This is a genomic window from Enterococcus sp. DJ147D b, assembly GCF_058216655.1.
Map to the genome: position 1 here is coordinate 721789 of NZ_CM177104.1, position 13444 is coordinate 735232.

Here is a 13444-nt window from a genome sequence, read left to right on the forward strand (position 1 = left end):
TGAGGAGGGAAATACATGGAATTAGCCACAGAAAAGATACGCTTGAATCAAAGTTTCAGTAATTGGCAGGACGCATTGACCAATATTGGAGCATGGTTAACAAATCAAGGTTGGGTAAAAGAAGGATACACCGAGTCAATGATCAAACGTCAAGAATTGATGAGTGTTTATATTGGTAATTTTGTTGCTTTGCCTCATGGTGACGAAGAGCTAGTAGTCAAAGAGGGTATATCACTTGTTCAAGTGCCAGATGGTGTTAACTTTGGAACAGAAGAAGAACCAAAAATTGCAACGATTTTATTTGCGGTTACTTTCAAAAAGGAACAGCAGTTACCAATGTTACAAGAACTGGCATTCTTTTGTGCAGAAATTGAACAAGTGATTGCGTTGAGTGATGCGAAAACAGTGTCAGAAGTGCAAACAATTTTGGAAAAAAAGAATGAGTAACTGACAAAAATAGCTTTTCATATTTTTAGAAAAAGACTTATTGCCAAGAAATTACTTTGGGTTCATCGTTTATTAAGAGAAGGAGTACGACAATTGTCGTGCTCCTTTTTTGTGTTCTCCATGTTTTGGCACAAACTTTTGTGCCAAAGTACGACTATTTCTCTAAAAGGTAAGCGGATACAATTAAACCATAAAGAAGAAAAGGAGCAGAAAAAATGGAGCAGACGATGAATACAAAAGAAAAAATCTCACTGAAAGCACGTGTTCAAAAATTAGGAAGTACCTTGTCTAGTATGGTGATGCCCAATATTGGGGCGCTAATAGCATGGGGTGTCCTAACAGCCTTGTTTATTCCAGATGGCTATTTACCGAATGAACAATTTGCGACAATAGTTGGGCCAATGCTGACTTACTTGATCCCGCTATTGATTGGTTACACTGGTGGAAAAGTAATCGCAGGTGATCGAGGTTCGGTTGTCGGAGCAATTGCGACGATGGGGGTCATTGTGGGAACGGATATTCCAATGATGCTTGGCGCGATGATTATGGGACCTTTAGGTGGTTATGCAATTAAAAAATTTGATCAGGTATTTCAATCACGGATCAAATCAGGATTTGAAATGTTAGTTAATAACTTTTCAGCAGGATTGATTGGTTTTGGTTTAGCCCTAATTGGTTTTACCGGCATTGGCCCAGTTGTGGATGGTTTGACACAAGCGATGGCTCAAGGTGTAGAGGTAATTTTAAATGCACATTTGATTCCACTCACAAATATTTTTATCGAACCAGCGAAAATTTTATTTTTGAATAATGCAATCAATCATGGCATTTTAACACCACTTGGAACAGAGCAAGTCGCAACAGCAGGTAAATCGATTTTATTCTTATTAGAAGCTAACCCTGGTCCTGGATTGGGTGTGTTATTAGCTTTTACCTTCTTTGGCAAAGGCGCAGCAAAATCTTCTGCACCGGGTGCAATCATTATCCACTTCTTAGGTGGAATTCACGAAATTTATTTTCCATATGTCATGATGAAACCACTTTTGTTTTTATCGGTAATCGCAGGTGGGATTTCAGGAAGCTTCATTTTCCAATTATTAGATGCAGGTCTACGTGCGCCAGCTTCTCCTGGATCAATCATTGCTATTTTGGCAATGGCACCACTTAGTTCTTATCTACCAGTTTTATTAGGTATTGCAGTCGCAACAATTGTTTCTTTTGCGGTTTCTGTAGTTATTTTAAAAGCCGATGCACGAGAAGAATCAGAAAGTTTTGAGCAATCTGTTCAAGAAATGAAACAAGCAAAACAGACTGCTAAAGGTGTGACTGTTCGTCCAGAGGCATTTTCATCGACTAAAAAAATTATTTTTGCCTGTGACGCAGGTATGGGCTCAAGTGCGATGGGTGCTTCAATTTTAAGAAAAATGGTTCAGAAAGCTGACCTACCACAAACTGTGACAAATCAAGCAATCAGCCAGTTGGTAGATGAAGAAGGAACGTTGATCATTACTCAAGTGGAATTACAAGAAAGAGCAAAACAAAAAGCACCACATGCACAGTTTGTTGCAGTTGAAAATTTCTTGAATTCACCAAGATATGACGAGGTAATCCAACAACTAAGCCAAAAAGAAACAACGGAACCTCTAGAATCAAAGGACGAGTTACAACATGAAGTCGCACCACAAGATATGAGTAAAATCCAAAAAATCGTGATTGTCCATGATCAACGAGCAGGGTCTGCAACAATGGGCATCAATGTCTTAAAAGAAGTGCTTCAAAAAAATGATATTCAAATTCCATTACAAAAAATCAAGATTGATGAACTAGCTGATGATGAACATTCATTGGTACTTGCTAGAGAACATTTGACAAAAGAAATTCAAGAACTTGCACCAAATGCGCTTCATTTACCAGTTGAAAGCATGGTTCAAATCAAACATTACGAGACTATTGCGCAACAACTTAAAAAATCTGCTTAAAGAAGGAGAAAACAATGAAAGCACTAGATTTCAGCATGATCGAATTAAACCAAACGTTTGCTTCTAAAGAAGAAGCGATTCGTTACTGTGGAGAAAAATTAGTTGAGGCGGGATGCGTGGACAACGCGTACATCGATTCGATGATTCAGCGTGACGAGATGTTATCCGTCTATATGGGAAACTTTATTGCTATTCCTCACGGAACAGATTCAGCGAAAAAATATGTTAAGAAATCTGGTATCTGTGTTGTTCAAGTACCTGACGGTGTCAATTTTGGAACAGAGGATGAGGAGAAAATTGCGACTGTGTTGTTTGGTATCGCAGGTGTTGGAGAAGAGCACTTAGCATTAGTTCAACAAATAGCCTTGTACTGTAGCGACGTAGACAATGTTGTTCAGTTAGCAGATGCACTAAGTAAAGAAGAAGTTTGTGAAAATTTAGCGATTGCATAAGGAGAGAGAAAGATGAAAGCAGTACATTTTGGAGCAGGAAATATCGGGCGCGGATTTATCGGTGAAGTATTAGCCAAAAATGACTTTGACATTACTTTTGTGGATGTCAATCGGGAAATCATTGACGCATTGAATGAAAGAAATGGATATGTAATTGAACTTGCGGATGAGACAAAGAAACAAATTGAAATCCAACATGTTTCTGGAATCAATAATCAAGAAAATCCTCAAGCCGTGATTGCTGCGATTGGTGAAGCAGACTTAGTGACGACTGCGATTGGACCAAATATTTTGCCCTTTATCGCTGACTTGATTGCTAAAGGGATTGAGCAACGAGAAAAAGTACAGAATACAACACCATTAGATATCGTTGCTTGCGAAAATATGATTGGTGGTTCGGCATTTTTAGAAACAGAAGTCCGTAAACATTTATCACAAGTTGATTTTTTAGAGAAGTATATTGGTTTTCCAAATGCAGCAGTTGATCGTATCGTTCCGTTACAAAAACATGAGGATCCTTTGTTTGTTCAAGTTGAACCTTTTAAAGAATGGGTAATTGCAGATCATGAACGAAAAAATACAGCAATCGAGCTGGAAGGTGTCCTTTATGTAGAAGATTTAGAACCTTATATTGAACGCAAACTATTTAGCGTGAATACTGGACATGCAACGGCTGCTTACACGGGCGCTTTACTAGGTTATCAAACAATAGATGAAGCAATGCAAGATGCGTTGGTTGTCGCACAATTAAAATCTGTATTACAGGAAACAGGAAATCTATTGATTGCGAAGTGGGGCTTTGATGAAAAGCAACATGAACAATACATTGAAAAAATTATCCAACGTTTCCAAAACAAATATATTTCCGATGCAATCAGCCGCGTTGCGCGGACACCTCTACGGAAATTGGGAAATCAAGAACGCTTTACTCGACCAATCTTAGAATTAAAAGAAAGAGATCTTGTTTCCCCACATTTAACTGCGACGATGGGTATTATTTTTAACTATTATGATCCAAATGATGAACAAAGTTGTGAACTTTATGAAATGAAGCAAACAAAAAATATTGAAGAACTGATCCAAGCGGTGACAGGAATCAACGATGCGAAAATGATTGGTGCAATCAAACAAAACGTGGAACGTTACAACAAGCAAGTTGCGTAATCAAAAATTTGATAATTATGTCAGATAACAAAGCGAGGCTGGAACTTAAAAAATCCAGCCTCGCTTTGATTTTTTAAACAAGCGATTTTAGCAATATGAAAAATTAACTGCGTTTAGAAAAGAAACGAAGTGATTTACTGATTGTTTTGATAACAGTCAGATAAGTGTTTTTATCAAACTGTATCTCTTGATTTTGCCCATAAATAGTTGTTTCATAGTTTTTGGTTAATTTGATGAAGCTTTGCTGCATTGGAATCGCCTTTTCGACGCGATAACTATAATCCAATAAGTTTTCTGCACGTTGTCTTGGAAATAGCTTCTCTACTTGTATCAGCAACTGTTGATAGTTTTTTTGATTATCTGAAGCAAACAAAACAACTTGATAATACAAAAGGTGCCAACGAACTTTTTGGCGAAAAGAAGGAATGAGAAATGGAACCAATGCAACTATGAGCAAAGAAAGGACAACAGATTTCCATAAAGACTTATGAGTGATTGTTGTATCAGAAAAAATAGTATTGTCTTCTGTTGATGATGTTGTTTCTGTCTCAGATGTTGAGGAAGCAGTTGTCGTTTCGGCTATTGATTGTGATGGTTGACTCTCTGGAATAGCTGTAAGGATCGTTTCTTGTCTACTTTGTGCAGTCGCAGGATTTGCAAATACCGGCGTGGGTTCAAAGGGTAACCAGCCAAATCCAGGAAAATAAACTTCTGGCCAAGAGTGAGCATTACTACTTAAAATGTTATATTCCTTTAGCCCATTACTGTGATTACCTGTTTGGTAACCCATAGTAAAACCCTTTGTCCAGCGTGCAGGTATATTAAGTGTACGTAGTAAAACAACCATAGCTGAAGAAAAATTATCACAATAACCAATTTTAGAATCAAATAGAAAATGGTCAACATAGTCGTGATTTGCAGGCGTGTGTGGTGTATCGACTTTTGAATAACGAAATTCCCCACTACTTTTTAAGTAATTTTGGATTGCGAGAACCTGATCGAGTAAAGTTGTTTTTGTACTTGTTATCTCTTTCGCAAGAGAAGTTATTCGTTTAGGTAAGTTTGCTGGTAGCTGAAGGTCTGTTTGATATTCTGCTTGTTCCACGTCAGTTAAAACACTGTTGACTAACATGTCATAAGTATAAGAAAGATTTGCAACAGTGAAAGTCGCTATGAATGAGGACGATTTATCTACAACATAACGTTGAGTATCTGATAAGAAAAATAACGCACTATCTGGCAAGGATGGAAATGCCGTAAGACTAAAATTTCCATAAGAGTAGGGAAGGAAAGTCTGCTCATTTATTGTCAGTTGAAGGGTAGTGGGCTCAGTAACGATTGCCTCTGGATAATTGACTAATTGATGTGGCAACTCGTTTATTTGGGAAGAACTTCGACTATTTTCTGTCCAACCAGTACCGGTATAGACTCCTTTATTCTGTATTTTATAATAATGACCAGATTCTTGAACTGCGGTAAAAACGACGTCTGTCTGATCGTAAACTGGTCCACCAAGGGTCTCATCATTTTCGCTGAATCCGGTTCTTGAACGTCCTGCTTCTTGGAATGCACGTATTCTAGCATATAAACCTTGTTTGTTGAAAAATTCTCTGACTGGAGCACTCCTTGCTTCAATTGTTTGTGTGACTTCAGGCAATCGTGTGGGAATCCACACACTAATGCATAACAAACAGAGCAAAACAATCATAGTAATGAAGATAAATGGCCATCTGTTATGCTTTTTTTGAAGTAATGATAACTGACGAATGAAAAGATAACTGAATAGAATAATAACAATAAAAATACACTCAGTTAACAGATCAAATTCACGAAAGATACTTAACATCATGAAATAAAGCACTAGTACTAAAAATGGCAGGCCCCATAAATCATAATCAATGGTTAAAGTAGTTAGTAAATAAACGAGGCATAGCATGAGAATGAATGCTGGTAATTCTGGAAAGTAATGGAATTCACTGGCAACTAATTCGTTAAATTCAGTTTGAGATTGATTTAACAATTCCAAAAACCAATTACTTCTGACTGTTGCTGGAGGAAAATAAACAAACAAGTTAACCAAACTAGTGAAAAAAGCTAAAATCACTCGAATAATCTTAGAAGATATCATCCGGATAATCAGACAGAAGACAGCAATAGTAGTAATCAGCGGTAAACTTGTGGTGAGATCGTTCGCAGTTAAAAAAGTTGGAACGCCTGCACTTAAGAGAAAAAAGGCGTAAAAGCTTCGCCACCATTTTTTTGTTGAAAGATTCAACATGGACACCTCCTAACTAAGTTTTTTAATTGGAAACTTTTGCTCATTATCATCTTGTAGAAACAGTTCATTATTTTCATAGTAAATGAGGGTAACGTTGACGGCCTCTCGTTTCCAAGTAGAAACTTGTGCGTGGACTGTTGGAGAGAGTTCTGGAACAAAAAGGAGTATTTCTTTAGTACTATGTTCAACCATACTTGGTTGTTGCAGAAAATCTTCCATAGCATGTAGCTGAGCAAAAAAAGCAGGAGAAGGATGTGTACCGTTGTACTTCTGTTCAGCAAAAATCAGTTGATTTGGATAAATTTTCTGGTCATAGAAACTTAAAAAAGAAAAGTATAAGTCAAGCATTTTTTCAAAATTTGTTGGTGTTCCCCAAAAACAAAGGGTCAATTTACTTTGTTGAACAGTTGGCTCATATTCACGAGAGAGCCATTGTTGATAGTAAGCGGAACGTTTCCAATCAATTTGCTTTAATGAGTCACCTTGACGATGTTCTCGAATCCCAGCTAGATTTTGAGAAGATAAGAAGTTGTTTTTTTGTTGTCTGCTTGTCAAAAAGTGCGTTAATATTCGTGCTTCAGGTAGTATATTATTTGGCAAAACAGTAGTTTTGAATGTTATCTTTTTTAGTTTACTTTTTCGAAACAAGCCTAGATAATCATAAGCGATGAATTGGACGGGAAGTGTTTCAAACATACCTCTATTCCGGGGAGTCCAAGTAATCGATAGTTGTTGTTCTTTTTTTGAAACCAATAAAAAAGTTTGCGTTTTCGGTAGGAACTCTTCTGGAAAATGTAAAGTTAGACGTGGTACGAAAAGTGTTAAGGCTTGTGACTCGGCAATAAGAAGATTGATCGTTATTGAATTATCCCGATAAACGAGTGCAGGAACAATGAGAACCAACTCGATTTTTGATAGTCGTCTACTTAAAGAAAGCCAACTGAATGCGATATATAAGGTAAAAAGAATAACTAAAAACCAGCCGAATAGTTGATTAAATAAAATTGTAAAAATCAAGAACAAGAAATAGATCAAAAGAATGCAACTATTTATGAGGTAATTCCAATGTTTTTTCATCGCTATGTTACCGGAACTGAAATTTGTTTTATTAGGTCTTTTAAGAGTAAATCAATTTCATTATCAGTCAACGAACGATCATGAAATAATAGTCGATGCTTGAAAACAAAAGGCAATAGCACTTGAAAATCGCTTGGGGTAACGTAAGAGCGCCCCTTGATTACTGCGTAGGCTTTAGCCGACTGAATAAAAGCTAAGCTGCCACGTGGACTGATACCTAACTTGATTACTGGATGATTACGTGTAGCAGTGACTAATTCCAACGCATAACGTGCGACTGAAGGGTCAAGATAGGTTGTTGAGACAGTTTGTTTGATTCTAGTGAGGGACTCATTGGTGAGAATGACTTTTAATGTGGCAAGAGACTGTTCTTGGGTGTCTAATAATAAAGAGAGTTCTTCATCGAAAGTAGGATAACCAATGTGCAGCCGGAATAAAAATCGATCTAATTGAGCCTCGGGTAACGGATAAGTTCCTTCGTATTCAATAGAGTTTTGAGTTGCTAAAACGAAAAAATGATTATCTAAAGGATACGTTTGATCGTCAATAGTAATATGCTTTTCTGCCATGGCTTCGAGTAACGCCGCTTGTGTTCGCGGTGTTGTTCGGTTAATTTCATCTGCTAATAAAATAGTAGTAAAAATCGGACCAGGACGGAATTCAAAATCTTTTGTTTTTGAATTATAAAAAGAAAAGCCCAAGATATCTCCTGGCAAAAGGTCTGGTGTAAACTGAACACGACTAAAATCGCCTTGGATTGTTTTGGCCAAGGACTTCACAAGTAATGTTTTACCGACACCAGGAACATCTTCAAATAAAATATGTCCACCGGAAAACAGAGCAACAAACATCAATTCAATGATTGGTTGCTTGCCCACAATGACTTTTTGAACTTCAGCGATTAAATGATCGACTTTTTCTTTTATCTCACGAATGGTATTTTCGTTATTTTTATCCATTTTCACATCACCTTCTCATAATAATCTTGTTTCTTTCATTGTAAAGGAAGGCGTACGTTCCTACAAGCAAAGCAGTTTTGCTTGAAATAGTACATTTTGTCGATAGAAAATAAAAAATAAATGAGTTTTTTATGAAATAAATAGAAAATAAAAAAATGGTGATGTCTTTCGCGTAGTTTATTACGACAGGTTTCTCTTCTCAATAATCCATTGATGTGTGCAAAAAAGGAGGCAACCGTTTTAGCCAAAAAATGATTTTCCACAAAAATTTGTGACATTCCTGCAAAAAAAGCATACAGAGAAGTAGAGGATCGTAGCTTGGCTGGACTAAAACATATGAAATGGCAAAAATTGTTATCGAAAAATTCACAAAATTTATTTTTGCTGATGAATCAAATGAAAGATCTGACTTGGAAAAAGGCAGATCTGGCAGAAAAATTAAGTGTCGATGTAAAAACAATTGAACGACATTTAAAACGTTTAGAGACGATTGACTTTCCTGTGCAACTGATTTATCAGAAAAAAACGGTACGCCTGATTTATAATTTAGGCTATAGCGAGCCCTATTTGCTCTTTGATTTCTTGATTCATTCTGCATCATTTCGCTTGTTGAAAGATCTAATTTTAGAAGAAAAGTACCAAGAAATCTATGATCGGCCAACACAAGAACGATTACGAAAATGGTTAGGAGAGTATCACCTTTCTTTTTCTTATAAAAAAGGACAGATTTTTGGGTCAGAAAGAAAAGTCCGCTATTTGCTATTTAGTTTTTTGAAAGATTTTCCTCATTTTTTTGTGGATGATGGAGAAGAATCATTTTCAGAAATTTTTATTCGCTTGTTAAAGCAAAGAAATCGACTATCTTCAGTTGAAATCTTAGGTGACAATCAAACAATGTTTTTTGAATTGTTTCCAGAATTGCTCTTTCGAGAAGAGCAGAAGCTATCTGTGAAAGAAAAAAATTATCTATGCATTGTGCGATTAAGTTGTAATGTGATTACCAAAAAGCGTTGGGAACGATTAGAGCAAACGAAAGATTATCGAAAATTGACAATTGTTACAGAAAAATTGGATTCGTTCTTTTGGTTAAATAGTGATTTTGAGACTTTCAATAAGCAAAGGATCACGCAAGTTCTTTATCAAGAATGGTTGCGCTACTCGATTGGGATCCAAGAACGTTTGTCAGATGAAGAAGTATTTGAATATCAACAAACCTTGAATACATTTCCCAATGCAAAAGAAAAACTTCATCAATTCCGCTTAGCAATTCAACAAGCCTTGACGCATCCATCTGTTAGTTGGGGTCTAAATTTGTTGAAAACATTGCAAGAACGAGGTTTTTTAGAAGTGCATCCGCCATCTGTAAAAATTGTTTTTCTTTTTCGTTTTGATCATGAAGAAGCCAGAAGGCTAGCCAGAATTTTGGATACAGCACTTCGTCATCGTAAACGGATATCCATTCATGTGTGTACGAGAAGTAAACCACCACATTATGCAGATTTGATTATTACCGATCATTTTTCACCGTTAACTTATTCTAAAAATCAGAAAACTTATTTTTATCACTCTTCTTTTGGCGTAGAACAACTGTTAAAGGATGTTGACGAATGGATTTCCTTAAAATGACAGAATCTGTGATGAATAAAACCAAAATTTATTGCGCTATGCTATAATAACTTTGATAAAAAAGGAGGGAACTTCGTTGGAATTAAAGAAATTAGAGGTCCCAACATCTTCAATTACAGAAGTCAAACGATCTCCCATGGATGTATTTGCTCAAGCAAGAGAAGCCGGGACTGGCGTATATATTTTTAACAGAGAAAAAGTGGCAGGTGTTATGCTGACTCAAGAACAGTATGAAGCATTAGTTCAAGAATTAGATGACCTACGCGGACAAAAAACAGGAATCAAACAGCAAATGCCAGAAGTGATTGCCGAAGTAAAACCAACATTTGAACCAACTATCGAAACGAATGAACCACCAGTAACATCCACTGTAGCTGGAATGGAGGAGTTGGTGGAAACCCTTCAAAAGGTGCTTATTACAGGAATGCCGATTCTAGCGAAAAATTTAGATGAACGAATGGTTTCACTTGGATTTATTACGAAAAAAACAGGGTTTGGCGGTGTCGTTGCCATGCTGGATGAACTAAACGAAACAGGTAAAATCAGTTATCAATTACGAAAAAGGCAACATGAAAAATTAGTTATTGCTGAAATCATTGGTGAACAAGAGGCAAGTTCTCCTGTTTTTGATAAATTGCTAATCAAGAAAATTTATATTCATGAAGGATAAAAGGAAAAAAGAAGGAAGCTGCAGCTTCCTTCTTTTTTCCTTTTATCAATAGTATGGTCTATTTTTGCGAATTTTTTCTAATTGCTGGAAGTGAGATTTTCTGCTCATAACTTTGTTTGGAATATGTAAAAAAGGTTGCCCAAAAAGCGCCAAATGCTTGGGGAACTAAATAAAGGAGCGCGAAAACAAGTACAAGTTGAGTCGGTTTGAAAGGTTGATAGAATAGTTGCCAGTCAGGAAATTTTAAGGCGTATATGTAAGAAACAATAGTGGAAATGATATTACCAACAAGGAGCAGTCGAATTTGTCCTTTGATCCTCATCAGAAATCCACCAAGGATAGCAAGAAAAATCAGAAAAATAAAGCCAAAAACCGAGTGATAATGGAAATCAAGCAATAACCCGAGATACAAGTATGGAATCAAGAGCAGCAGCAAAAAAATTTTTGATAGGTATTTTGTTAACATAACTTAAAACCTCCTTATACTTGTTTAAAAACCTTTATTATAGTTATATTTTAAAAAGAAAAAAACATTAAGCAAACGTAATCACATAATTTGTAGGTTAAATGAATAAACTCTCATTCCCTTATCTCTAAAAAAAAAGATTTTCCCCCTAATTTTTTTAGAGAGAACATTGTATAGTGAGAGGCAAGAATTTTTTATTTTGGGGAGGAAGTAAATGAAACAGAAAATCATGGGCAGACATAGTTATTTATTTTTTTGGTTTTTTCCCCTTCTTTTACTTCCGTTTACTTGGGTGAACGCAATCGTTCAAGGAGCCGAAGTATTAGGGTTGATTCAAGGAAGCGGACTTTTGGTTGCACGCAATTTTCCAACATTGACGATTTTTTACTTGGTAGTGAGCGTCAGTTTATTGATACCAAGGTCATTAATCAATAATTATAATTGGAAACTGATTTATTTTTCTTGCATGTTGATTTTCACATCAACATTTGCATTGTTGCCACGCATGATCATTGGACCAACGGGACTTAGTCAAAGTGGATTGAAAGATTTATCCGACTATTCCGCTATGTATTTTTTGACAATTCGTCCAGTATTTTATTTAGCAGCTGCGTCTTTTATTCTGTCAGTAATCACGTATTTTTTTGTTGAATTGAGAAGAAGAGATCGATAAAAATAGTTTGAGGATCAAAAATACTGAAAATCAGATTTTTTTGAGCAAATAACTGTATAAATTAAGCTGAGAAGATAATTAAAAAGAGGTGTGAGCTTTGTAGAGAACCCAAAACGTCTGACTTTGGGATTTTCTACAGTTGCTTACATCTCTTTTCGCATTGTGGAAGAATAGCTATTATGGATTTAGCCAATAGGTTTTTCCATCTTTTGTTCGTTGCATAAAACCATATTCAAGTAACGGCAAGTCGAAACAAAATCTTCAATGTGTTGTTTCAATATATCATTGATTGCACGTTCAGAATAATTTTTTTTGGATCAACTTTTTGCGCTAAGTAATTTAAAAGAATGATTTCTCTCTTTTCTTTACATGGAAAAGTTTGAATAAAAGTGTCATGAGTGCAGTCAGTTGTCTGGCTTGGCGCTCTTTTTCTTTTGATTTGGATCTGGATAAATTTTTCAAATTGAAAAGTTACGTCACAATAAAGGGAATGATAAGTCTCTTGTTCAATTGTCCAGCCCTTGAGATCATCTTGCTGTTCATAAAATAATTCAGTTTCCACATAAAAAACTTCCTCGCTTGTTTTTATGCCAACACTTTATGTAATTGTTTGTAAAATGACAAAAATATTTTGTTTAGGTTGAACAATATTTTTGTCTTTACAGGAAATTTACAGAAGTTCATGAATTGTTTACAACATTCATATCTGAGCTTTACAGTGGCTTGTTACACTTTATTTGTAACTAAGAGAGGAGTATTTGAATGAAAAAATTATGGTATTCTTTAGGCATCATTGGTTTCTTATTAGCAGGTTGTGGTTCGTCAGGTGCAAGCACTGACTCAACTTCGCAAGCAGACAAAGCAAGTTCAGATCAAGTAAAAATCGTAGCAGTTGGTTCAACTGCATTGCAGCCATTGGTTGATGCTGCACAAGATAGCTTTACGCAAGAAAATTCAAATTATCAAATTTCTGTTCAAGGTGGCGGAAGTGGTACAGGGTTAAGTCAAGTGTCAGATGGTGCCGTGACAATCGGCAACTCAGACGTTTTTGCAGAAGAAAAAGATGGAATCGATGCGAAAAAATTGGTTGATCATAAGGTAGCTGTGGTCGGAATGGCACCAATTGTCAATAAAGAGACTGGTGTTACAAATGTTTCTCAACAGGAATTGATTGATTTATTCACAGGGAAAATCACAAACTGGAAAGAACTTGGTGGCAAAGATCAAAAGGTAACAGTAATCAACCGCGCAAATGGTAGTGGAACGCGTGCTACTTTTGAAAAATGGGGGTTGAATGATGAAACACCTGTGCAATCACAAGAGCAAGATTCATCAGGAACGGTTCGCCAAATCGTTGCTCAAACACCAGGAGCAATCAGCTATCTTGCTTTTTCTTACTTGGATGAAACAACTCAGGCTTTGAGCGTGGATGATGTGAAACCAGAGGAAAAAAATGTGGCAGACAATAGCTGGAAAATCTGGGCATATGAACATATGTATACAAAAGGAAAACCAGATGCAGCTGTTCAAAAATTCTTGGATTATATGACAAGTGAAGATGTTCAAGAGGGACCGGTCAAAGATCTAGGCTATTTACCAATCACATCAATGAAGGTTGAACGTGATGTCAATGGCGAAATCAAATAAAAACGG

At 36.2% G+C, this 13444-nt stretch carries 12 protein-coding genes and 1 pseudogene; 8 read left to right on the forward strand and 5 right to left on the reverse strand.

From position 1 onward, the window contains the following. The first annotated feature begins 15 nt into the window (after positions 1-15). The 4 genes from AC4BD1_RS03485 (at position 16) to AC4BD1_RS03500 (ending at position 4042) form a co-directional block, all read left to right on the forward strand. Positions 16-447, forward strand: coding sequence for a PTS mannitol transporter subunit IIA (locus AC4BD1_RS03485; RefSeq protein WP_490485817.1), 432 nt, complete (start codon positions 16-18; stop codon positions 445-447). Positions 448-662: 215 nt separating this feature from the next. Further along, positions 663-2426 (forward strand): PTS mannitol transporter subunit IIBC, encoded by a 1764-nt coding sequence (locus AC4BD1_RS03490; protein WP_490485818.1) that lies wholly within the window; start codon positions 663-665, stop codon positions 2424-2426. Between the two features lie 14 nt (positions 2427-2440). Next, a complete protein-coding gene (locus AC4BD1_RS03495; RefSeq protein WP_490485819.1) occupies positions 2441-2878 on the forward strand; it encodes a PTS mannitol transporter subunit IIA in 438 nt (145 codons plus the stop codon). Between the two features lie 12 nt (positions 2879-2890). Continuing rightward, positions 2891-4042, forward strand: coding sequence for a mannitol-1-phosphate 5-dehydrogenase (locus AC4BD1_RS03500; RefSeq protein ID WP_490485820.1), 1152 nt, complete (start codon positions 2891-2893; stop codon positions 4040-4042). Between the two features lie 103 nt (positions 4043-4145). On the opposite strand, the gene AC4BD1_RS03505 is transcribed toward AC4BD1_RS03500, so the two are convergent. From AC4BD1_RS03505 to AC4BD1_RS03515, 3 genes are read right to left on the reverse strand one after another with little or no spacing between them, the layout of a single operon-like run. Further along, positions 4146-6317 carry a transglutaminase-like domain-containing protein gene (locus AC4BD1_RS03505; RefSeq protein ID WP_490485821.1) on the reverse strand — a complete coding sequence of 724 codons (2172 nt, stop codon included), beginning with the start codon at positions 6315-6317 and terminating at the stop codon, positions 4146-4148. Positions 6318-6329: 12 nt separating this feature from the next. Continuing rightward, positions 6330-7397 (reverse strand): DUF58 domain-containing protein, encoded by a 1068-nt coding sequence (locus AC4BD1_RS03510; protein ID WP_490485822.1) that lies wholly within the window; start codon positions 7395-7397, stop codon positions 6330-6332. Positions 7398-7399: 2 nt separating this feature from the next. Beyond that, positions 7400-8356: an AAA family ATPase gene (locus AC4BD1_RS03515; RefSeq protein WP_490466990.1), complete on the reverse strand. Its 957-nt coding sequence runs from the start codon at positions 8354-8356 to the stop codon at positions 7400-7402. A 336-nt stretch (positions 8357-8692) separates the two neighbouring features. On the opposite strand from AC4BD1_RS03515, the gene AC4BD1_RS03520 reads away from it, so the two are divergent. After that, positions 8693-9982 carry a hypothetical protein gene (locus AC4BD1_RS03520; RefSeq protein WP_490486013.1) on the forward strand — a complete coding sequence of 430 codons (1290 nt, stop codon included), beginning with the start codon at positions 8693-8695 and terminating at the stop codon, positions 9980-9982. A gap of 76 nt (positions 9983-10058) precedes the next feature. Beyond that, positions 10059-10652 carry a type II toxin-antitoxin system Phd/YefM family antitoxin gene (locus tag AC4BD1_RS03525; RefSeq protein ID WP_490466991.1) on the forward strand — a complete coding sequence of 198 codons (594 nt, stop codon included), beginning with the start codon at positions 10059-10061 and terminating at the stop codon, positions 10650-10652. A gap of 58 nt (positions 10653-10710) precedes the next feature. Here the strand turns inward: AC4BD1_RS03525 and AC4BD1_RS03530 are convergent, their stop codons facing one another. Beyond that, complete coding sequence (locus AC4BD1_RS03530) at positions 10711-11118, reverse strand: hypothetical protein (RefSeq protein WP_490485823.1); 408 nt, start codon at positions 11116-11118, stop codon at positions 10711-10713. 214 nt (positions 11119-11332) lie between these two features. On the opposite strand from AC4BD1_RS03530, the gene AC4BD1_RS03535 reads away from it, so the two are divergent. Continuing rightward, entirely contained in the window at positions 11333-11791 is a 459-nt protein-coding gene (locus tag AC4BD1_RS03535; RefSeq protein WP_206907010.1) for a hypothetical protein, read from the forward strand. Positions 11792-11968: 177 nt separating this feature from the next. On the opposite strand, the pseudogene AC4BD1_RS03540 reads toward AC4BD1_RS03535, so the two are convergent. Continuing rightward, positions 11969-12179: pseudogene (locus AC4BD1_RS03540) on the reverse strand (DUF2087 domain-containing protein); the annotation flags it as partial. Positions 12180-12553: 374 nt separating this feature from the next. Between AC4BD1_RS03540 and AC4BD1_RS03545 the strand changes: the two are divergent. After that, positions 12554-13438, forward strand: a complete 885-nt coding sequence (locus tag AC4BD1_RS03545) for a phosphate ABC transporter substrate-binding protein PstS family protein (RefSeq protein ID WP_490466993.1) — start codon at positions 12554-12556, stop codon at positions 13436-13438. The last annotated feature ends 6 nt before the right edge of the window (positions 13439-13444 follow it).

Coding starts and splice junctions, on each gene's coding strand:
- AC4BD1_RS03515 (WP_490466990.1), bottom strand. CDS start 8,356: ATGGATAAAAATAACGAAAATACCATTCGTGAGATAAAAGAAAAAGTC.
- AC4BD1_RS03545 (WP_490466993.1), top strand. CDS start 12,554: ATGAAAAAATTATGGTATTCTTTAGGCATCATTGGTTTCTTATTAGCA.
- AC4BD1_RS03520 (WP_490486013.1), top strand. CDS start 8,693: ATGAAATGGCAAAAATTGTTATCGAAAAATTCACAAAATTTATTTTTG.
- AC4BD1_RS03490 (WP_490485818.1), top strand. CDS start 663: ATGGAGCAGACGATGAATACAAAAGAAAAAATCTCACTGAAAGCACGT.
- AC4BD1_RS03535 (WP_206907010.1), top strand. CDS start 11,333: ATGAAACAGAAAATCATGGGCAGACATAGTTATTTATTTTTTTGGTTT.
- AC4BD1_RS03500 (WP_490485820.1), top strand. CDS start 2,891: ATGAAAGCAGTACATTTTGGAGCAGGAAATATCGGGCGCGGATTTATC.
- AC4BD1_RS03530 (WP_490485823.1), bottom strand. CDS start 11,118: ATGTTAACAAAATACCTATCAAAAATTTTTTTGCTGCTGCTCTTGATT.
- AC4BD1_RS03485 (WP_490485817.1), top strand. CDS start 16: ATGGAATTAGCCACAGAAAAGATACGCTTGAATCAAAGTTTCAGTAAT.
- AC4BD1_RS03495 (WP_490485819.1), top strand. CDS start 2,441: ATGAAAGCACTAGATTTCAGCATGATCGAATTAAACCAAACGTTTGCT.
- AC4BD1_RS03510 (WP_490485822.1), bottom strand. CDS start 7,397: ATGAAAAAACATTGGAATTACCTCATAAATAGTTGCATTCTTTTGATC.